Origin of the sequence: Bacillus sp. NMCC4 (assembly GCF_002998555.1) — a bacterium.
Lineage (GTDB): Bacteria > Bacillota > Bacilli > Bacillales > Bacillaceae > Bacillus.
On sequence record NZ_PVRA01000015.1, the window covers coordinates 35,432 to 55,688 of the forward strand.

The window sequence follows — 20,257 nt, forward strand, 5'->3', positions numbered from 1 at the left end:
GAATAAAGCGTCGAACGTTTTATGGAAACGACAACTTCTTTTGACAAAATTTCTTTTTCACCTTCGCTATAATGACAAGCAACGAATATCAGGTGGGGGATGAAAAGATGGAAAAACTAGAAAGAAGAACTGATTTAACAGGAGCGGGGTTTGAAAGAATCAGTGCAGGGTTAAAAAAGATGAAAAACCTGTTTCTTCATCACACGCATTCTCTTTTTTTCTATAAAGGGTTTATTTATGTTGTACTTGGTTTTTTATTAGGACGAGCCTTTATTTTATCTGAAATTATGCCGTTTGCTCTGCCTTTCTTCGGCTCCATGCTGCTTATCAAAAGAGATAAGGCCATGCTTGCTTGTCTCGCTTTACTCGCTGGAGCCATGACGATATCACCTCAAAACGCATTGTTTGTGTTTGCGTCGTTGATCGTGTTTCTCCTTATGTCCAAGGTGGTTTCTTTCATCATCAAAGACCCAGTGAAAACATTGCCGGTTGTCATTGTGCTGTCAATGCTGATCACCCGAGGAGCATTTGTTTACCTAGAGCAAGGTGCTATGCAAAGCTACGATTACGTCATGGCGGGTGTTGAAGCAGGACTTGCCTTCATTTTGACACTGATTTTCCTTCAAAGCCTGCCGATTTTTACAGTCAGGAAAATCAAACACTCCTTAAAGGTTGAAGAAATTATTTGCTTTATGATTTTAATTGCCTCAGTTTTAACAGGTCTGGCTGGTATCACATTTCAAGGGATGCAGGCAGAGCATATTTTGTCACGTTATGTAGTGCTGAGCTTTGCCTTTATTGGAGGAGCCAGTATTGGTTGTACGGTGGGTGTCGTGACAGGATTAATTCTCGGTCTCGCTAACATCGGAAACCTTTATCAGATGAGTCTTCTTGCCTTTTCAGGCTTATTAGGGGGATTGCTGAAAGAGGGGAAGAAAGCAGGCGCAGCCATTGGCTTAATTGTGGGTTCCTTACTTATTTCCCTATACGGAGAAGGATCAGCAGGTCTCGTGACCACGCTGTATGAATCACTTATTGCGGTTGCGCTCTTCTTACTCACGCCACAATCAGTGACCTCTAAGGTAGCGAAATATATTCCTGGTACGGTAGAGCATGTACAGGAACAGCAGCAATACGCCCGGAAAGTACGAGATGTGACAGCAAAAAAGGTAGACCAATTTTCTAATGTATTTCATGCGCTGTCTGAGAGTTTTGCGACATTTTACGAATCCATTCCTGAAGAAAAGAAGCAGGAAGAGGATGTAGATCTTTTTTTAAGTACGATCACAGAACGATCCTGTCAAACGTGCTATAAGAAAAATAAATGCTGGGTGCAGAACTTTGATACAACCTATGAACTGATGAAACAAGTTATGCATGAATCTGATGAAAAAACCTACGAGCATAACCGGAAATTGAAGAAGAAATTTAGCCAGCACTGCTCAAAATCAAAACATGTCGAGGAATTGATTGAAGAGGAGATCGCTTACTATAAAGCCAACCAGACTCTGAAGAAAAAGGTCCAAGACAGCAGACGACTTGTAGCCGAACAGCTGATGGGGGTCTCACAAGTGATGGAGGATTTTTCCCGGGAAATAAAACGAGAAAGAGAACAGCATTTTATTCAAGAAGAGCAGATGATAGAAGCACTTCAGCACTTTGGGATTGAAATTCAGCAAGTAGAAATTTATAGCTTGGAGCAGGGGAATGTCGATATTGAAATGAGAATCCCATATTGCCAAGGACATGGTGAATGTGAAAAAATCATCGCTCCCATGCTCTCAGATATTTTAGAAGAACAGATTTTAGTCAAAGCAGAGCAGTGTGCAGAGCACCCAACAGGTTATTGCCACGTTGTATTCGGCTCTGCAAAATCATATCGAGTGGCTACAGGCGTAGCGCATGCAGCGAAAGGCGGAGGGTTAGTGTCTGGGGATAGCTACAGCATGATGGAGCTGGGTGCGGGCAAATATGCCGCAGCTATTAGTGATGGAATGGGCAATGGAGCAAGGGCTCATTTTGAAAGCAATGAAACGATTAAGCTGTTAGAAAAAATATTGGCGTCAGGTATCAATGAAAAAGTGGCAATCAAAACCATTAATAGTATTTTATCTTTACGAACGACGGATGAAATCTATTCTACATTAGATTTATCAATTATTGATTTACAGGATGCGAGCTGTAAGTTCCTCAAGATTGGTTCAACACCCAGCTTTATTAAACGGGGTGATCAGGTGATGAAGGTACAAGCGAGCAACTTACCGATTGGGATTATTGATGAATTTGAAGTGGAGGTAGTGAGTGAACAGATGAAGGCAGGAGATCTGCTGATTATGATGAGTGATGGCATTTTCGAAGGACCAAAGCATATTGAAAATCATGATCTGTGGGTGAAGCGCAAAATGAAAAGCTTTAAAACAGAAGATCCGCAAGAGATTGCTGATTTATTAATGGAAGAGGTCATTCGAACAAGAGCGGGTCAAATTGACGACGATATGACGGTTGTTGTCATCAGGCTTGATCACAACACACCAAAATGGGCATCCATTCCGACTGGTACATTCTATCTTGAGAAACAAGAGATTTCTTAAAATATCGTATAATATGAATTTCTTCTGGCGATGATGGGGATATAAAGCATTCAGTTACGATCCCAGGAGGAATGAAGATGCGAAAAGGTCACGTAAACCAAATCTTATTGATTACAGATGGCTGCTCAAATCACGGGGAAGATCCACTTGCGATTGCCTCATTGGCAAAAGAACAAGGGATTACAGTCAATGTCATTGGCATTATGGAGGAAAACAGACACGATCATGAAGCGATGAAAGAAGTCGAGGGGATTGCCCTCGCAGGCGGAGGCATCCATCAGGTTGTCTACGTCCAGCAGTTATCTCAAACGGTACAAATGGTCACAAAAAAAGCGATGACACAAACCTTACAAGGTGTTGTGAATAAAGAATTGCAGCAAATACTTGGCAAAGACACTGAAATTGAAGAGCTTCCGCCTGATAAGCGTGGGGAAGTGATGGAAGTAGTTGATGAGTTAGGAGAGACGGTTCATCTTCAAGTACTTGTGCTTGTTGATACAAGTGCAAGTATGAAACCGAAGCTGCCGACCGTTAAAGAAGCACTCATCGATCTCTCTATTAGTTTAAATTCAAGGATTGGTGAAAATCAGTTTGGGATGTGTATATTTCCCGGGAAAAACTCAGATGCTGAAATTGTGTTGAATTGGACGCCTCGATTCGATTCGTTATCATCTATTTTCCCGAAACTGACCACGGGAGGAATTACTCCAACTGGACCAGCGCTTCGAGAAGCACTCCAGCATTTCAAATCAGTTCGTTCGCGTAAAGGGCTGCTTGAAGCAAAGGAAGAGCATGATAATGAATTCGGCTTCTAACATTCCGTTAGGCACGGTGATTCAAGGGAAATGGCATCACCATCATTACCGCATTGTAAAAGAGCTGGGAAAAGGGGCGAACGGTATTGTCTATCTAGCCGAATCGCCAAATGGTCAAGTAGCCCTTAAAGTGAGTGATGACAGTATGCTCATTGCATCTGAAGTCAATGTATTAAAATCCTTTTCTAAGGCTCCTGTGAAAACCATGGGGCCTTCTTTTTATGATATGGATGATGCGATTTATCCCGGTATGCTTCAAAAGCGTTCCTTTTATGTGATGGAGTATGTCAGAGGCCCGTTACTGCTTGAATTTGTAAAACAAAAAGGTGATGAGTGGATCGTCGTTTTAATGGTTCAGCTTTTATCTAACCTGGCTCATTTACATCAGGAAGGCTGGATTTTTGGTGACTTGAAGCCAGATAATCTCATCGTGTCAGGTCCCCCAGCCGCGATCCGGTGCATTGATGTAGGAGGAACGACAAAAGCAGGCAGGGCGATCAAGGAGTATACAGAGTTTTTTGATCGAGGTTATTGGGGATTCGGCACAAGAAAGGCAGAGCCATCCTATGATCTGTTTGCCTTAAGTATGGTGATGGTGAATTGTGCGTATAAGAAAGAATTCAAAAAAGGAGCAGAACCGGAAAAGCAGCTTTACAGAGCGATTGAAGGACATCCTTTATTAAAGCGTTATGAAAGGGTGTTAAAGGCTGCTCTACAAGGTAAATATCAATCAGCGGCGGCTATGAAGAGTGCGATGCTGAAAGAAGGACAGCTGATCGCTTCAAGAAAAGCGAGTCAAAAGAAGCAACAGCAAAAAAACGGGCAAAAGCCCGCTGTTCAACAAAATCAACAGGTGACTTCACGATCGAGAGTTGCAGCAGCAAAAAGAACACCAGTACGTAAAAAATCAGGCGGGCTTTTTGAAACTATTCTGATCGTGTGCAGTGTACTTGCTCTTTACTGTGCATATGTAGTTTTGTTCCTGCTATAGACCTGTAAAAAAGCAGGCTTCATCTTTGCTTGGAGCTACTGAAAGTGATAGGATATGTATATCTTTAAATTACCTGCTCTTTGTGAGGAGGAAGTTGTGAATAGAATTGAATCATTTTTGAAAAAACATGATGTTTACCTTGAAAATACGACAGTCATTGTCGGGGTTTCTGGCGGACCAGATTCCATGCTTTTACTGCACGAACTAAACAAACGTCGAAAAGGTTCCTATCAGCTGATTGCAGCCCATGTAGATCACATGTTCAGAGGAGAAGAATCCTTTGCTGATTTGGCATTTGTTGAGGCTTACTGCAAGGAGCAAGAGATTCCTTTTGAATCGGCCCGCATACAGGTCACCCAATATGCAAAAGAAAACCACTTAAACAAACAGGCAGCTGCAAGGGAGTGCAGATATGCTTTCTTTCGTCAATTGATGGAGCAATACAACGCTCAATTTATAGCGCTTGCACATCATGGAGACGACCAAGTAGAAACAATGATGATGAGACTTGCGAGAGGGACTGTTGGAATAGGACTCGCCGGTATCCAAGCAAAACGTCCTTTTCAAGATGGATGGCTGATTCGGCCGCTCATTGGATATTCCAAGGACGACGTGCTGACCGCTTGTGAAAAAGAACATATTCCCTATGTCATTGATCAAAGCAATCACACTGATGACTACTTGAGAAACCGGATAAGAAGACACATTCTTCCCGTGTTAAAAGAAGAGGCACCTCATGTACATGAAAGCTTTCAGTTTGTAAGTGACATGCTGACTGAGGATGAGCAATACTTGCAGGCATTAACAAAGGAACAAATGAACCAAGTGATAACGAATCAATCGCCTAAGCAAATTAAGATCAAAACGAAGCCTTTGCTTGACCTGCCTTTGCCTTTACAAAGAAGAGGCATTCAACTAATATTAAACTATCTTTATGAAAACACTCAATCAGCGTTTTCAAACCAGCATATTCTAGGGACTTTGGACTGGTTATCTCATACCGAACAACCGTCTGGATCATTAGATTTGCCAAAAGGTTTACAAGCTGTCAAGTCTTATGATTACTGTATGTTTACCTTTGAACGATCGCTTGTACTAGACCAGTCTTATGCTCTTCACTTAAAGGGTGAGCTTGGAGAGGAGCTTTTCCTTCCGAATGGGCAGTCTATCGTGGTATCAAATCATGTTCCGAAGGATGCACGGAACGGAAACCATTTTTTCTTGCTTCAAAAAGATCATGTTCGTCTCCCTTTGATCATTCGCTCACGAAAAAATGGTGATCGAATCAAACTTAAAGGGATGAATGGATCAAAAAAGGTGAAGGATATATTTATTGATAAAAAAGTGCCTCTTGCAGAAAGAGACAGCTGGCCGATCGTCACTGACTCGGATCATCAAATCATCTGGATCCCAGGTCTGAAAAAATCCGTTTTTGAAGAAATTGATATGACAAACAGCGATCTCATTGTATTACAATATAGACAGCATGAAAATTTGTAGGGGGCAAGCAAAAGCATGAAACAAGATATTGAAAAGGTTTTGATCTCAGAAGAAGAGATCCAGCAAAAAGTGAAGGAATTGGGTGCAACATTAACCAGCGATTATGATGGTAAATTTCCCCTGGCTATTGGTGTTTTGAAAGGGGCTCTTCCATTCATGGCAGACCTGATCAAACACATTGATACATATTTAGAACTTGATTTTATGGATGTATCTAGCTACGGAAAATCTACCGTATCTTCAGGAGAAGTAAAGATCATTAAGGATCTTGATACTTCTGTTGAAGGAAGAGATATTTTAATTATGGAAGATATCATCGACAGTGGGTTAACTTTGAGCTATCTGGTAGAGCTTTTCCGATACCGTAAAGCAAATTCCATAAAAATTGTGACATTGCTTGATAAACCAAGCGGTCGTAAAGCAGACATCAAAGCAGATTATGTTGGATTTGAAGTGCCAGATGCATTTGTTGTCGGCTATGGATTGGATTTCGCTGAACGTTACCGAAACCTCCCGTATATTGGAGTGTTAAAACCATCTGTTTACGAAGGCTAATCAGCATACGTATACATGAGGTTATTGGTTGTATTGGAATGATTTTCTATGATACTATTGAACATAGTTGTGCTTACTGTGGGAGGAGGTAAGGAATGAATCGGGTTTTTCGTAATACGATTTTTTATATACTTATTTTATTACTTGTGATAGGGGTAGTCAGTTGGTTAGGATCCCCTAATCAAAAGCCTGAGAACATGTCTTACAGCAAATTTTCGCAAAATCTAAGTGCGGGAAAAGTGGAGAGTATCTCCATTCAGCCTGTAAGAGGGGTTTATGAAATTCGTGGTCAATTAGATGGCGCGAAGAAAGATCAATACTTCATTACCCATGTTCCAGATGGTCAAGGTGTTGACCAGATTTACAGTGCACTGAAGAATACAGATGTAAAAGTAGAACCAGCACCTGAAACAAATGGATGGTTGCAAGTTCTGACCACCATCATTCCGTTTATCATCATCTTTATCCTGTTCTTCTTCTTATTGAACCAAGCTCAGGGCGGTGGAAGCCGTGTTATGAACTTTGGTAAGAGTAAGGCGAAGCTTTACACAGAAGAGAAGAAACGTGTGAAATTTAAAGATGTTGCCGGTGCAGATGAAGAAAAGCAAGAGCTTGTAGAAGTGGTTGAATTCCTAAAGGACCCACGTAAATTTGCGGAGCTTGGCGCAAGAATACCTAAAGGGGTTTTACTAGTAGGACCTCCAGGTACAGGTAAAACATTGCTTGCGAGAGCATCTGCAGGAGAAGCAGGCGTTCCTTTCTTCAGCATCAGTGGTTCTGACTTCGTCGAGATGTTCGTCGGTGTCGGTGCATCACGTGTACGTGATTTATTCGAAAATGCGAAAAAGAATGCACCTTGCTTAATCTTTATTGATGAGATTGATGCAGTGGGTCGTCAGCGTGGAGCCGGTCTTGGCGGTGGTCATGACGAGCGTGAACAAACGCTTAACCAGCTTCTTGTTGAAATGGATGGTTTTAGTGCGAACGAAGGTATTATTATCATTGCTGCGACGAACCGTGCAGATATCCTAGATCCTGCATTGCTGCGTCCGGGACGTTTTGACCGTCAAATTACGGTTGACCGACCAGATGTCATTGGCCGTGAAGAAGTACTGAAGGTTCATGCGAAAAACAAACCGCTTGATGATACAGTGAACTTGAAAGCCATTGCAAGCAGAACACCTGGGTTCTCTGGAGCAGATCTTGAGAACTTACTAAACGAAGCAGCGCTAGTTGCTGCCCGTCATAACAAAAAGAAAATCGATATGCGTGATATCGACGAAGCGACTGACCGTGTCATCGCTGGACCGGCGAAGAAAAGCCGCGTCATTTCAAAGAAAGAACGTAATATCGTGGCTTACCATGAAGCAGGTCATACTGTGATTGGACTTATCCTAGACGAAGCGGACATGGTGCATAAAGTAACGATCGTTCCTCGTGGTCAGGCAGGCGGATATGCGGTCATGCTTCCAAGAGAAGACCGTTATTTCCAAACGAAGCCAGAGCTTCTTGATAAAATTGTCGGCTTGCTCGGCGGTCGTGTTGCAGAGGAAATTACGTTTGGTGAAGTAAGCACAGGCGCTCACAACGACTTCCAGCGTGCAACAGGCATTGCAAGAAAAATGGTTACTGAGTTCGGTATGTCTGATAAGCTTGGTCCGCTTCAGTTCGGTCAAGCACAAGGTGGTCAAGTGTTCCTAGGCCGTGACTTTAACAACGAGCCGAATTATAGTGAAGCCATTGCTTACGAGATTGACCAAGAAATTCAGCGTTTCATCAAGGACAGCTACGAACGTGCGAAACAAATTCTCACTGAGAACAAAGATAAGCTAGAAATTATCGCACAAGCTCTTCTAGAAGTTGAAACATTAGATGCTGAGCAAATTAAATCTCTTTACGAAACTGGAAAGCTTCCAGAGCGTATATACGCGGATGACGAAGAGAAAAACGATGATGTGAAAGTGAACATCAAGAAAAAAGAAGATGAGGAGATCTAATCTCCTTCTGTGAAAGCTGCCGGGATCACCGGCAGCTTTTTTTATTTCGATTCCTAAATGGATCAGTTTCGAATTGTTTACAAATGGAACTCAATTCGTGTATGGTATGATAGAAAGTCGAAAAATGCTCTTTTTGAGAAACTATTCAAAGTGGTGATGAAGTTGTTACTCGTGATAGATGTAGGAAACACAAATACCGTTTTAGGTGTTTATCATAACGGCGATCTAAACTACCATTGGCGAATTGAAACAAGCCGTCATAAAACAGAAGACGAATTTGGTATGGCCATCAGGTCTTTATTTGATTATGTGGGGCTGATGTTTGATCAAATAGAAGGAATTATCATCTCGTCTGTTGTCCCGCCAATGATGTTTGCACTAGAAAGAATGTGCGAGAAGTACTTTCACTTAACACCCCAAATTGTAGGGCCTGGAATGAAGACTGGATTAAACATTATGTGTGACAATCCAAAGGAAGTCGGGGCTGATCGAATTGTGAATGCAGTAGCGGCGATTCACCTATATGGGGCACCTCTCATTGTGGTAGACTTTGGCACAGCGACAACCTACTGCTATATCAATGAACAAAAACAATACATGGGTGGGGCAATTGCACCTGGTATTACCATCTCAACAGAGGCTTTATATACAAGAGCGGCGAAGCTGCCGAGAATTGAAATTGTCCGTCCAGATCACATTGTTGGAAAAAACACCATTAGTGCGATGCAATCCGGCATCCTTTATGGATATGTTGGGCAAGTCGAGGGAATAGTGAAACGGATGAAGCAGCAATCGAAACAAACACCGAAAGTCATTGCAACAGGCGGTTTGTCAACATTGATTGGAAATGAATCAGACTGCATTGATATTGTCGATCCGTTCTTAACATTAAAAGGACTTCAACTTATTTATGAACGTAATCGTGTCGGTGTACTATAGGAGGTTTAAAATCGAATGGATCACTTAGTTAAAGCGTTAGCATATGACGGAAAAGTCCGAGCATATGCTGCAAACACAACAGATACAATCAACGAAGCACAAAGAAGGCACCATACATGGCCAACAGCATCAGCAGCGATTGGCAGAACAATGACAGCTACAGTCATGATGGGTGCTATGCTGAAAGGCGAAAATAAGCTAACGGTCAAAATTGAAGGCGGTGGACCAATCGGTGCCATCATTGCTGATGGAAACGCAAAAGGTCAGGTGCGCGGATATGTCTCAAACCCACAAGTCCACTTTGACTTAAATGAACATGGCAAGCTGGATGTCAGACGTGCAGTCGGGACATCTGGAACGTTGAGTGTTGTCAAAGATATCGGACTGAAAGATCACTTTACAGGACAAACGGAGATCGTCTCAGGTGAAATTGGAGATGACTTCACTTATTATCTTGTCTCTTCTGAGCAAGTGCCTTCCTCTGTAGGCGTAGGGGTTCTGGTCAATCCAGATAACTCGATCCTTGCAGCAGGCGGTTTCATCATTCAATTGCTGCCTGGAACAGAAGATGCTGTCATCGAAAGACTAGAAAAGCGGCTCTCAACCATTGAACCTATTTCTAAACTCATTGAAAAAGGGATGACACCAGAAGAAATTTTAGAAGAAGTACTCGGAGAAAAACCTCAAATTTTAGAAACTGTACCTGTCGAATTCTCTTGTAACTGCTCAAAAGAACGTTTTGCTAATGGCATTATCAGCCTAGGGAAAGCCGAAATTGACGACATGATTGAACAAGACGGACAAGCAGAAGCTCAATGCCATTTTTGTAACGAAACGTATGTATTTACAAAAGAAGAGCTAGAAGAGCTACGTGAAGAAATAACCCGCTAAGCTCTAAGCAGCGGGTTTTCTTTTTAGAATGGAAAGGAGACGAAAAATGAGACTAAAAGCAAGAGTGGTATGGACATTTATCCTCGTGTTGCTTATGATCAATGCCGTTGTCATTGCATATGTATTAACAAAGTCGCAAATGTCACAGGCTTCTTCAAATGGGAAGAGCGGTGAAGAAATTGCGTCGATTGGAAAAGAGAAGGTGACGCGTCAAGAATGGTTAAAGAAGATGGAAGACCGCTATGGCAAGGCAACACTTGAGCAAATGATTAATCAGAAGGTGGTCAATCAGCTTGCGAAAGAAAACAAGCTTGAGGTGTCTTCAAAAGAGATCAATCGTGAATTGCTCATGCTTAAAGCGGTATCTAATAATTTCTACGAAGATGGACATACGAGTGAAAAGGAATGGAAAGAACAGATTCGTTATCAAATTTTATTAGAGCAGCTTTTAACGAGAGATGCTGTCGTTTCTGAAAAAGAAGCGAAATCCTTTTATGAAAAAAACAAGGACTTATATCAATATGATGATTCATACCGTATTCGTCATATCGTCGTGAAGACAAAAGGCGAAGCTGAAAATGTATTGAAGGATCTGAAAGGCGGATCTAGCTTCGAAGCGGTGGCAGCTGAACGCTCCATTGACCGCTACACCTCTCCATATGGCGGAGATCTTGGGTTTGTGACAGAAGAACAAGAAAGTATACCAGCCCTATACATACAGGAAGCTCAAAAGCTTCAGCCAGACGAATGGACAAAAGAACCGATCGAGACCAAAAACGGGTATGCCATTATTCAACTAAAAGAAAAATTAGATGGCCGCTCCTTCTCTTATGAAGAAGTCAAAGATCAGATCAAAAGGCAGATTGCCATGGAAGACCTAGGTGAAAAGGCGAATGTCAAAACCCTGTGGAAAGAAGCAAAAGTCACATGGTTTTACGATGGCGAGCAGGACTAAAAGCATTGACAAAATTTTTTGAAATTGATAATTTAATATTAATACAATAAAATTACTCGGAGATAGAGGTGTTAGTGATGGCTCGTATTGCAAATTCAGTTTTTGAACTAATAGGAAATACACCAGTCGTTAAATTAAACCGTTTAGTAGATGAAGACAGTGCGGATGTCTACTTGAAACTTGAATATATGAACCCGGGCAGCAGTGTAAAAGATCGTATTGCGTTAGCGATGATCGAAGATGCTGAAGCGAAAGGTACTTTAAAAGCCGGCGACACGCTCATCGAACCAACAAGCGGAAACACAGGGATCGGTCTTGCGATGGTAGCGGCAGCTAAAGGAATTAACGCAATTCTAGTGATGCCAGACACAATGAGTCAGGAGCGCCGCAACCTTTTACGCGCTTATGGTGCAGAGCTTGTCTTAACACCAGGTGCAGAAGGAATGAAAGGTGCCATTAAAAAGGCAGAAGAATTGGCAGAAGAGCATGGTTACTTCATGCCTCAGCAATTTAGCAACGAAGCCAATGCGGAGATTCACCGTCGTACTACAGGAAAAGAAATTCTTGAACAGTTTGACGGCGAGCTTGATGCATTTATTGCAGGTGTTGGTACGGGCGGCACGATTACGGGTGCTGGTGAAGTCCTAAAAGAAGCCATCCCATCGATTCAGCTTTATGCGGTAGAGCCGACAGATTCTCCTGTATTATCAGGCGGAAAGCCAGGCCCGCATAAAATCCAAGGGATAGGAGCAGGTTTTATCCCTTCAATCTTGAACACGGAAGTATATGACGGTATTATCCAAGTGAAAAACGAAGATGCATTTGAGCTTGCAAGAAAAGCAGCGAAAGAGGAAGGGATCCTTGGCGGTATTTCTTCAGGAGCAGCTATTTACGCAGCACTTCAAACAGCGAAGAAGCTTGGTAAAGGGAAAAAGGTTCTGGCTATCATCCCAAGTAATGGGGAGCGTTATCTCAGTACACCTCTTTATCAATTCGATTAAACCAATTACCCCAGCATTTGCTGGGGTTTTTTTATGAAATCTGTAGATGGAAAGCAAATACTATTTTCTAAATAAATTGGATTGCATTACAATAAGATTAATGAAAATGAAAAAGGATGATAACATGACACAACGCAGGCCGATGGGCATCCAAATTCCTTTTACGAAAGATGCTTTCCTGAAAAGATACGAACAATTAACTGCTGGCGAAACACACCATGTTCTTCTTGAAAGTGCTCGCGGCGGTTCATACAGCATTGCTGGCATTGACCCGGTTGCTAAAGCGAAGGGGAAAGACGGGATGACAACCATCCATTATCAAGATGAGGTGCTGTTCAAAAAAGGCGATCCATTCAGAGCGTTTACGGATTGGTTCCAAACCCTTCAAACCGAAATGAATGAGGAATATCCTGATTTTCAAGGCGGGGCGATTGGATTTTTAAGCTATGATTATGCAAGATATATCGAGCATTTTAAAATGCTGTCCATTGATGACCTGAAAACACCTGATCTTTATTTTCTCGTATTTAATGATGTTGCGGTCTTTGATCATGAAGAAAACGTGCTGTGGCTGATCACTCACACAGAAGGAACGGAACCTGTGAGTGACACTCATCAAAGACTCGAAGATTTGAAGCGAAAGTGGACAAGCTCTTCAGAAGAATCAGCGCAATCTCCTGTTCATGAATCTTCTGCAGAATTTGTACCAGCAGCACCGTTTACCGAAGAAACCTTTGGAGAAGCAGTAGAGAAAATTAAACAATATATCGCAAGCGGTGATGTGTTCCAAGTGAATTTATCCATCAGACAAGATGAACAGCTCCACACACATCCGTATGATTTATTCAAAACGTTACGTCAAGTCAATCCATCTCCGTATATGTCTTATCTGCACACGCCTGATTTCCAGATTGTTTGTGGATCTCCAGAGCTGCTTATTAAGAAAAAGGGGAATCAATTAGAAACAAGACCGATTGCGGGTACAAGATCAAGAGGCAAAGACGACGCTGAGGATCAAGCGCTGGCAAAAGAGCTCATTGAAAATGAAAAAGAACGCGCAGAGCATGTGATGCTCGTGGATCTTGAGCGGAATGACCTTGGACGCGTGTCTACTTATGGCTCAGTAAAAGTGAACGAATTTATGGCGATTGAGAAATATTCACACGTGATGCACATTGTATCCAACGTACAAGGGGAACTGCGTGATGATTGTGATGCAGTAGATGTCATGAGAGCTGTATTCCCAGGCGGAACAATTACAGGTGCTCCAAAGGTGAGAACAATGGAAATCATAGAAGAGCTTGAGCCGACAAGGCGTGGGCTTTATACTGGATCTATAGGCTGGTTTGGATTCAATCAAGATATGCACTTTAACATCGTCATTCGTACGGCGTACTGTACTGAAGGCAAAGCCTTTATGCAGTCGGGTGCTGGGATCGTCATCGATTCTGTACCAAAGCACGAATACAAAGAATCGATTAAAAAAGCCTATGCAGTGAAAAAAGCATTACAGTTGAGCAAAGAAGAGACTATTTTGAGTTAGAGGTGAGCAGAGCATGATATTAATGATTGATAATTATGATTCATTTACGTACAACTTGGTCCAGTATTTAGGTGAGCTTGGAGAAGAATTGATCGTGAAACGGAATGATCAAGTAACCATTCAAGAAATCGAAGAACTCAAGCCGGATTTTCTCATGATTTCCCCGGGGCCATGCAGTCCAGATGAAGCGGGAATTAGTATGGAGGCGATCAAGCACTTTGCGGGAAGTATTCCGATCTTCGGTGTGTGTCTAGGTCATCAATCCATCGCGCAAGTTTTTGGCGGGGATGTCATTCGTGCAGAACGCTTAATGCATGGTAAAACGTCAGAGATTGCTCATGACGGAAAAGGTGTCTTCACTGGACTCCAAAATCCGCTTGTCGCAACGAGATATCATTCATTAATTGTCAAAAACGAGACGCTGCCGGAGTGTTTTGACGCAACAGCCAGCACAAAGGAAGGTGAGCTCATGGCCATTCGCCATAAAGAGCTGCCGATTGAAAGTGTACAGTTTCATCCTGAATCGATTATGACGTCGTTCGGAAAAGAAATGCTTAAAAATTTCATTGAAACCTATCGTAAAAAGGGGCATGAAGTAAACGCATGATCATTTATCTGAACGGTCAGTATATAGAGGAGAAAGACGCGACTCTTTCTCCTTTTGATCATGGTTTTCTATATGGCATCGGTGTATTCGAAACATTTACCAGCCTGGCAGGACAAGTCTTTCTGTTAGATTGGCACCTTGAAAGGCTCAATCAATCATTGCGTGACCTTTGCATCGAATCCACAATAGAGAAACCATTTGTACTCGACATTATTCATACCTTACTAAATAAAAACGAAATAGCCGGTGGACACGCGAGAATTCGCTTCAATGTTTCTGCGGGCAGGGGCAATGGATTTTCTGCAGATCCTTATGAAGAGCCTGTCGTGTTTGTCATGATCTCTCCATTCCGGCCCGAATCTGTTTTAGATGAGAAACAGGGAGTCATTCTTCAAACGAGGAGAAATACCCCGGAAGGTCCGAGGCGCCTTAAGTCTCACCATTATATGAACAACCTGCTGGCTAAAAGAGAAGTGGGAAATGATCCGAAATTAGAAGGTATCTTTTTAACAAAAGAAAATGATGTGGCAGAAGGAATTACTTCCAATGTATTTTGGCGAAAAGGCGATGTGATTTATACACCGTCACTTGATACAGGCATTTTAAATGGAGTCACTCGTCGATATTGTATCGAAACACTCCAAGCGATGGAGGCTTCACTAAAAGTAGGGCGATATACAGTCTCCCATTTGCTATCAGCTGATGAGGCATGGATGACCAATTCTGTTCAAGGGATTGTGCCTTTCAGAAGTATAGGGGAAATCTCCTTTCCTCAAAACAGCCGGATCTTCTCAACAAAATTGAGAACACAATATACAAAAGAACGTCTAGATTATAAAGAGTAGGTGGACACAATGACACAACAAGTGATAAAACAGCCTAAAATCATACAAGCCAAGCACCACACCCTTAGTTATGAAGAAAAGACATTGGTCATGGGCATTTTAAATGTCACACCTGACTCTTTTTCAGATGGAGGAAAGTTTAATCAAGTGGATAAAGCGCTGGCTCATGCAGCCCAGCTGATAGAGGACGGGGCACATATCATTGATATAGGCGGAGAATCGACTCGCCCAGGAGCGGCATTTGTCTCAGAACAAGAGGAGCTTTCAAGAGTCATTCCCGTCATTGAAAAGATCACAAAACAATTGGATGTACCGATTTCCATTGATACGTATAAAGCCCATGTTGCAGATGAAGCGGTGAAAGCTGGAGCTTCCATCATTAATGATGTATGGGGAGCGAAGGCAGATCCTCAAATGGCGCATGTGGCAGCGAAGCACAATGTGCCGATTATTTTAATGCACAATCGGCCAGAGCGAAACTACACACATCTGATTTCAGATATGATCGCAGATTTGAAAGAAAGTGTTCAAATTGCAAAACAAGCGGGTGTCCGTGATGACATGATCATATTAGACCCAGGTGTAGGATTTGCGAAAAATAAAGAGGACAATCTCATGGTCATGAATGAGCTCGAACATTTTTGTCACCTTGGGTATCCACTGCTCTTAGCTACATCTCGAAAGCGATTCATCGGAGCTGTCTTAGACCTGCCGCCGGAAGAACGTACTGAAGGAACGGGAGCCACGGTCTGCCTTGGGATTCAAAAAGGCAGTGCGATGGTTCGTGTACATGATGTAAAAGAAATCGCAAGAATGGCAAAAATGATGGATGCCATGTTGAATAAGGGAGGCGCTTATCATCGATAAAGTATATGTAAATGGAATGGAATTTTACGGCTATCATGGCGTATTTGCAGAAGAAAATAAATTAGGACAGCGATTCCGTGTGGATTTAACAGCTTCACTTGATTTAAGTAAAGCCGGACAAACTGATGACCTCAATGAGACCATTAATTATGCAGAGCTCTACCAAATCTGCAAAAGCATTGTAGAAGGTGAATCGGTCAACCTTGTTGAAACACTGACAGAAAGAATTGCGAACCAAGTGTTAAAGGACTTTCCGACAGTTCAGGAATGTACAGTGAAGGTGATCAAACCAGATCCGCCAATTCCAGGACACTATCAGTCCGTTGCAATTGAAATGACGAGATCACGCACATGAACAATACCGCATACATCGCTTTAGGTTCGAACATAGGTAAAAAGGAAACCTATTTAAAAGAAGCTGTCAAAAAACTGCACGAACATCCAGAGGTTCAAGTAGAATTGATCTCCTCTATATATGAAACAACACCTGTAGGTTACGAAAACCAAGATGACTTTTTAAATATGGCTGTGAAAATTTCCACTTCGCTTCGTCCAAATGAACTACTGGTACTTACTCAGAAAATCGAGCAAGAGTTAGGCAGAACAAGAGAAGTGAGATGGGGACCGCGAACGGCTGACCTTGACATTTTACTTTATAATCGTGAAAATATTGAAACAGAACAGCTTGTAGTACCACATCCTAGAATGTACGAACGTTTATTCGTTCTTGTTCCGATGAGTGAGATTTGCCCAGAAATCGGCGAAGTACAAATAAATGCCGTAACAGACCAAGAAGGTGTAAGCATATGGAAAAAGACATGTGGGGTAGAAGAATTCGTGCATACCGAAAGCTAAAAGGGTATACTCAGGAAGGGTTCGCGAAAAGACTAGGCATCTCTGTCTCTGTCTTAGGAGAAATTGAGCGAGGCAATCGATTACCAACAAACCAATTGGTTGGTCAAATAGCAGATGCTTTAAATATAACGGTGGAAGAACTTTCGCCAATTCTTGAAGAAGGAAGGAGGGGAAATGATGTTTAAAATCGGAGATATCGACATTAATAACAAAGTGGTGCTCGCGCCTATGGCTGGTGTGTGCAACTCTGCCTTCAGACTGACAGTTAAAGAGTTTGGAGCGGGTTTAGTCTGCGCTGAAATGGTCAGTGACAAAGCGATCCTGATCAACAATGCAAGAACAATGGGTATGCTATACATTGATGAACGTGAAAAACCTTTGAGCCTTCAGATATTTGGAGGTGAAAAAGACACACTCGTTGAAGCAGCAAAGTTTGTAGACCAGAACACAACAGCGGACATTATTGATATTAACATGGGCTGTCCTGTACCGAAGATTACGAAATGTGATGCAGGAGCGAAATGGCTGCTTGATCCAAACAAGATTTATGAAATGGTCTCTGCTGTTGTAGATGCTGTAGATAAACCTGTTACGGTGAAAATGAGAATGGGCTGGGACGAAGATCATATCTTCGCTATCGACAATGCCCGTGCTGTTGAACGAGCAGGTGGACAAGCGGTTGCGCTTCACGGACGGACACGTGTGCAGATGTACGAAGGAACAGCGAATTGGGATATTATAAAAGAGGTCAAACAATCTGTTTCCATCCCTGTCATCGGCAATGGAGATGTCAAAACCCCTCAAGATGCAAAACGTATGCTTGATGAAACAGGTGTAGATGCTGTCATGATCGGAAGAGCCGCACTAGGAAACCCGTGGATGATCTATCGAACGGTTCATTATTTAGAAACGGGTGAACTAAAAGAAGAGCCAAATGTACGTGAGAAGATGTCAGTGTGCAAACTTCACTTAGACAGACTCATTGACCTAAAAGGCGAACACGTGGCTGTCAGAGAAATGAGAAAGCACGCAGCATGGTACTTAAAAGGTGTCCGAGGCAATGCGGACGTAAGAAATCAAATCAATCAAAGTGAAACGAGAGCGGAGCTAGTACAAGTTCTTGATGACTTTACGATCGAAGCCGAGGCAAAAGAGCTTCAAAGTATAAAAGTAGGATAAGACTATCTTTCTTTTTGTAGCTCACTGCTAGTGCATGTACTGGCAGTTTTTCTGCTTTTCTCTGCAAAATACATTATTGGAGTGATATAAATGAGTAATGAAGGGCTTAATAACGAAGAATTAAATGACCAATTCCAGGTCAGACGTGACAAAATGAATAAAATGAGAGAAGAGGGTATCGATCCATTCGGCGAACGATATGACCGTTCTCATCAATCCGCACAAATTATCGCTGAATATGATGAGTTTTCTAAAGAAGACTTAGAAGAAAAGTCTGCCCAAGTGACAATCGCTGGACGTATGATGACAAAGCGAGGAAAAGGGAAAGCTGGCTTTGCGCATATACAAGACTTAGAAGGACAAATTCAAATATACGTTCGTAAAGATAGTGTAGGAGAAGAAGCTTACGAGTTATTCAAAAGCTCAGACCTAGGCGATATCATCGGTGTAACAGGAATGGTATTTAAAACGAACGTTGGAGAACTTTCAATTAAAGCGACTAGCTTTGAGGTTCTCACAAAAGCACTTCGCCCGCTTCCTGATAAATATCATGGACTCAAAGATGTTGAACAACGTTATCGTCAGCGCTACCTTGACCTGATTGTAAATCCAGAAAGTAAGCAGACGTTCATCATGCGAAGCAAGATTATTCAATCCATGAGAAGATACTTAGATTCTAAAGGGTACCTAGAAGTTGAAACACCAACAATGCACAGCATCCCTGGTGGTGCATCAGCACGTCCTTTCATTACTCATCACAATGCACTGGATATGCCGCTTTATATGCGTATTGCGATTGAACTGCACTTAAAACGCTTGATTGTCGGTGGCCTAGAGAAAGTATACGAGATTGGCCGTGTATTCCGTAACGAAGGTGTATCAACTCGTCATAACCCAGAATTCACTATGATCGAGCTGTACGAAGCTTACGCAGATTACAAAGACATCATGAACCTAACTGAAAACCTGATTGCTCATATTGCCGAAGAGGTACTAGGAACAACCACTATTCAATATGGAGAAGATGAAATTGATCTCAAGCCTGAATGGAAGAGACTCCATATGGTTGAAGCGGTCAAAGAAGCAACTGGTGTAGACTTCTGGCAGGAGATGTCTGTTGAAGAAGCGAAGCAGTATGCCGCTGATCACGGAATTGAAATCACGAAAAACATGACAGTAGGTCATATCATCAATGAGTTCTTCGAGCAAAAAGTAGAAGAAACATTGGTTCAGCCAACATTTATTTACGGACACCCAGTGGAGATTTCTCCATTAGCTAAGAAAAATCCTGAAGACCCTCGCTTCACTGATCGCTTTGAACTATTTATCGTACGCCGCGAGCATGCTAATGCATTCACAGAGCTAAACGATCCAATCGATCAAAGAGAACGATTCGAAGCTCAATTAAAAGAACGTGAAGAAGGGAATGACGAAGCGCATCTAATGGATGACGATTTTGTTGAAGCATTAGAATATGGTATGCCTCCAACAGGCGGACTAGGAATCGGTATCGACCGGTTAATCATGCTATTAACAAATTCTCCATCAATCAGAGATGTACTGCTTTTCCCACAAATGAGAAACCGTTAATACATCAATCAAAGCGCCATTTTAACTATGGCGCTTTTTATTTTTCATAAAATGAAACTTTTTTTAAAAAAACTATTGCAAGGAAAGAATCAAGATGGTATATTATTATTCGTTGCCGCAAAACAGCAACGAGGTTAAAAAAGAAATTGAAAAAATTCTTGACTTTAACCGATACGAAATGTTAAGATATTAAAGTCGCTTACGAGCGATAATGAAAATGATCTTTGAAAACTAAACAAGACAAAACGTACCTGTTAATTCGAGTTTTTATAAAAAAATCCTATGATACATCATAGGTAGTCAGTCAAACTGGCGAAAAACAAAACTTCGGTTTTGTACTTTTTCGGAGAGTTTGATCCTGGCTCAGGACGAACGCTGGCGGCGTGCCTAATACATGCAAGTCGAGCGGACAGAAGGGAGCTTGCTCCCGGATGTTAGCGGCGGACGGGTGAGTAACACGTGGGTAACCTGCCTGTAAGACTGGGATAACTCCGGGAAACCGGAGCTAATACCGGATAGTTCCTTGAACCGCATGG

At 42.1% G+C, this 20,257-nt stretch carries 18 protein-coding genes, 1 rRNA gene and 1 pseudogene; all 20 read left to right on the forward strand.

Annotation, left to right across the window (positions count from 1 at the left end; translation table 11 throughout):
* Nucleotides 1–107: 107 nt before the first annotated feature.
* Nucleotides 108–2,591, forward strand: a complete 2,484-nt coding sequence (gene spoIIE / locus C6Y02_RS18710; RefSeq protein ID WP_066031449.1) for a stage II sporulation protein E — start codon at nucleotides 108–110, stop codon at nucleotides 2,589–2,591.
* 77 nt (nucleotides 2,592–2,668) lie between these two features.
* Nucleotides 2,669–3,406, forward strand: coding sequence for a vWA domain-containing protein (locus C6Y02_RS18715; RefSeq protein WP_034665741.1), 738 nt, complete (start codon nucleotides 2,669–2,671; stop codon nucleotides 3,404–3,406).
* Nucleotides 3,390–4,397, forward strand: a complete 1,008-nt coding sequence (locus C6Y02_RS18720) for a protein kinase domain-containing protein (protein ID WP_106031945.1) — start codon at nucleotides 3,390–3,392, stop codon at nucleotides 4,395–4,397. Before C6Y02_RS18715 ends, C6Y02_RS18720 begins: the two co-directional genes overlap by 17 nt.
* A 96-nt stretch (nucleotides 4,398–4,493) precedes the next feature.
* Nucleotides 4,494–5,916, forward strand: a pseudogene (tilS, locus tag C6Y02_RS18725) (tRNA lysidine(34) synthetase TilS).
* Nucleotides 5,913–6,452 carry a hypoxanthine phosphoribosyltransferase gene (gene hpt / locus C6Y02_RS18730; protein ID WP_003217950.1) on the forward strand — a complete coding sequence of 180 codons (540 nt, stop codon included), beginning with the start codon at nucleotides 5,913–5,915 and terminating at the stop codon, nucleotides 6,450–6,452. Before tilS ends, hpt begins: the two are co-directional and overlap by 4 nt.
* Before the next feature lie 95 nt (nucleotides 6,453–6,547).
* Nucleotides 6,548–8,449, forward strand: a complete 1,902-nt coding sequence (gene ftsH / locus C6Y02_RS18735; protein WP_106031946.1) for an ATP-dependent zinc metalloprotease FtsH — start codon at nucleotides 6,548–6,550, stop codon at nucleotides 8,447–8,449.
* Between the two features lie 162 nt (nucleotides 8,450–8,611).
* Nucleotides 8,612–9,388: a type III pantothenate kinase gene (locus C6Y02_RS18740; RefSeq protein WP_106031947.1), complete on the forward strand. Its 777-nt coding sequence runs from the start codon at nucleotides 8,612–8,614 to the stop codon at nucleotides 9,386–9,388.
* Nucleotides 9,389–9,403: 15 nt separating this feature from the next.
* Nucleotides 9,404–10,279 (forward strand): Hsp33 family molecular chaperone HslO, encoded by an 876-nt coding sequence (gene hslO / locus C6Y02_RS18745; RefSeq protein WP_060595365.1) that lies wholly within the window; start codon nucleotides 9,404–9,406, stop codon nucleotides 10,277–10,279.
* Between the two features lie 46 nt (nucleotides 10,280–10,325).
* A complete protein-coding gene (locus tag C6Y02_RS18750) occupies nucleotides 10,326–11,234 on the forward strand; it encodes a peptidyl-prolyl cis-trans isomerase (protein ID WP_034665753.1) in 909 nt (302 codons plus the stop codon).
* 77 nt (nucleotides 11,235–11,311) lie between these two features.
* Nucleotides 11,312–12,235, forward strand: coding sequence for a cysteine synthase A (gene cysK, locus C6Y02_RS18755; protein WP_012008673.1), 924 nt, complete (start codon nucleotides 11,312–11,314; stop codon nucleotides 12,233–12,235).
* Between the two features lie 124 nt (nucleotides 12,236–12,359).
* Nucleotides 12,360–13,778: an aminodeoxychorismate synthase, component I gene (gene pabB / locus C6Y02_RS18760; protein WP_106031950.1), complete on the forward strand. Its 1,419-nt coding sequence runs from the start codon at nucleotides 12,360–12,362 to the stop codon at nucleotides 13,776–13,778.
* A gap of 13 nt (nucleotides 13,779–13,791) precedes the next feature.
* On the forward strand, nucleotides 13,792–14,385 hold the full coding sequence (pabA, locus tag C6Y02_RS18765) for an aminodeoxychorismate/anthranilate synthase component II (protein ID WP_060595368.1): 594 nt from the start codon (nucleotides 13,792–13,794) through the stop codon (nucleotides 14,383–14,385).
* Complete coding sequence (gene pabC / locus C6Y02_RS18770) at nucleotides 14,382–15,230, forward strand: aminodeoxychorismate lyase (protein ID WP_066031445.1); 849 nt, start codon at nucleotides 14,382–14,384, stop codon at nucleotides 15,228–15,230. The genes pabA and pabC overlap by 4 nt, the downstream gene beginning before the upstream one ends.
* Before the next feature lie 9 nt (nucleotides 15,231–15,239).
* On the forward strand, nucleotides 15,240–16,097 hold the full coding sequence (gene folP / locus C6Y02_RS18775; protein WP_060595370.1) for a dihydropteroate synthase: 858 nt from the start codon (nucleotides 15,240–15,242) through the stop codon (nucleotides 16,095–16,097).
* Entirely contained in the window at nucleotides 16,090–16,452 is a 363-nt protein-coding gene (folB, locus tag C6Y02_RS18780; RefSeq protein WP_034665765.1) for a dihydroneopterin aldolase, read from the forward strand. Before folP ends, folB begins: the two co-directional genes overlap by 8 nt.
* A complete protein-coding gene (gene folK, locus C6Y02_RS18785; protein WP_060595371.1) occupies nucleotides 16,449–16,952 on the forward strand; it encodes a 2-amino-4-hydroxy-6-hydroxymethyldihydropteridine diphosphokinase in 504 nt (167 codons plus the stop codon). The genes folB and folK overlap by 4 nt, the downstream gene beginning before the upstream one ends.
* Nucleotides 16,904–17,137 carry a helix-turn-helix domain-containing protein gene (locus C6Y02_RS18790; RefSeq protein ID WP_034665770.1) on the forward strand — a complete coding sequence of 78 codons (234 nt, stop codon included), beginning with the start codon at nucleotides 16,904–16,906 and terminating at the stop codon, nucleotides 17,135–17,137. The genes folK and C6Y02_RS18790 overlap by 49 nt, the downstream gene beginning before the upstream one ends.
* Nucleotides 17,130–18,131, forward strand: a complete 1,002-nt coding sequence (gene dusB, locus C6Y02_RS18795; RefSeq protein ID WP_066031443.1) for a tRNA dihydrouridine synthase DusB — start codon at nucleotides 17,130–17,132, stop codon at nucleotides 18,129–18,131. The genes C6Y02_RS18790 and dusB overlap by 8 nt, the downstream gene beginning before the upstream one ends.
* Before the next feature lie 90 nt (nucleotides 18,132–18,221).
* On the forward strand, nucleotides 18,222–19,721 hold the full coding sequence (gene lysS, locus C6Y02_RS18800) for a lysine--tRNA ligase (protein ID WP_106031948.1): 1,500 nt from the start codon (nucleotides 18,222–18,224) through the stop codon (nucleotides 19,719–19,721).
* Nucleotides 19,722–20,061: 340 nt separating this feature from the next.
* A 16S ribosomal RNA gene (locus C6Y02_RS18805) occupies nucleotides 20,062–20,257 on the forward strand; the annotation flags it as partial.

What these genes read in the sequence shown, in the direction of transcription:
- cysK (WP_012008673.1), top strand. Translation starts at nt 11,312, where the DNA reads ATGGCTCGTATTGCAAATTCAGTTTTTGAACTAATAGGAAATACACCA.
- hpt (WP_003217950.1), top strand. Translation starts at nt 5,913, where the DNA reads ATGAAACAAGATATTGAAAAGGTTTTGATCTCAGAAGAAGAGATCCAG.
- dusB (WP_066031443.1), top strand. Translation starts at nt 17,130, where the DNA reads ATGTTTAAAATCGGAGATATCGACATTAATAACAAAGTGGTGCTCGCG.
- folK (WP_060595371.1), top strand. Translation starts at nt 16,449, where the DNA reads ATGAACAATACCGCATACATCGCTTTAGGTTCGAACATAGGTAAAAAG.
- folP (WP_060595370.1), top strand. Translation starts at nt 15,240, where the DNA reads ATGACACAACAAGTGATAAAACAGCCTAAAATCATACAAGCCAAGCAC.
- C6Y02_RS18715 (WP_034665741.1), top strand. Translation starts at nt 2,669, where the DNA reads ATGCGAAAAGGTCACGTAAACCAAATCTTATTGATTACAGATGGCTGC.
- ftsH (WP_106031946.1), top strand. Translation starts at nt 6,548, where the DNA reads ATGAATCGGGTTTTTCGTAATACGATTTTTTATATACTTATTTTATTA.
- pabC (WP_066031445.1), top strand. Translation starts at nt 14,382, where the DNA reads ATGATCATTTATCTGAACGGTCAGTATATAGAGGAGAAAGACGCGACT.
- hslO (WP_060595365.1), top strand. Translation starts at nt 9,404, where the DNA reads ATGGATCACTTAGTTAAAGCGTTAGCATATGACGGAAAAGTCCGAGCA.
- pabB (WP_106031950.1), top strand. Translation starts at nt 12,360, where the DNA reads ATGACACAACGCAGGCCGATGGGCATCCAAATTCCTTTTACGAAAGAT.
- lysS (WP_106031948.1), top strand. Translation starts at nt 18,222, where the DNA reads ATGAGTAATGAAGGGCTTAATAACGAAGAATTAAATGACCAATTCCAG.
- C6Y02_RS18720 (WP_106031945.1), top strand. Translation starts at nt 3,390, where the DNA reads ATGAATTCGGCTTCTAACATTCCGTTAGGCACGGTGATTCAAGGGAAA.
- C6Y02_RS18790 (WP_034665770.1), top strand. Translation starts at nt 16,904, where the DNA reads ATGGAAAAAGACATGTGGGGTAGAAGAATTCGTGCATACCGAAAGCTA.
- spoIIE (WP_066031449.1), top strand. Translation starts at nt 108, where the DNA reads ATGGAAAAACTAGAAAGAAGAACTGATTTAACAGGAGCGGGGTTTGAA.
- C6Y02_RS18750 (WP_034665753.1), top strand. Translation starts at nt 10,326, where the DNA reads ATGAGACTAAAAGCAAGAGTGGTATGGACATTTATCCTCGTGTTGCTT.
- pabA (WP_060595368.1), top strand. Translation starts at nt 13,792, where the DNA reads ATGATATTAATGATTGATAATTATGATTCATTTACGTACAACTTGGTC.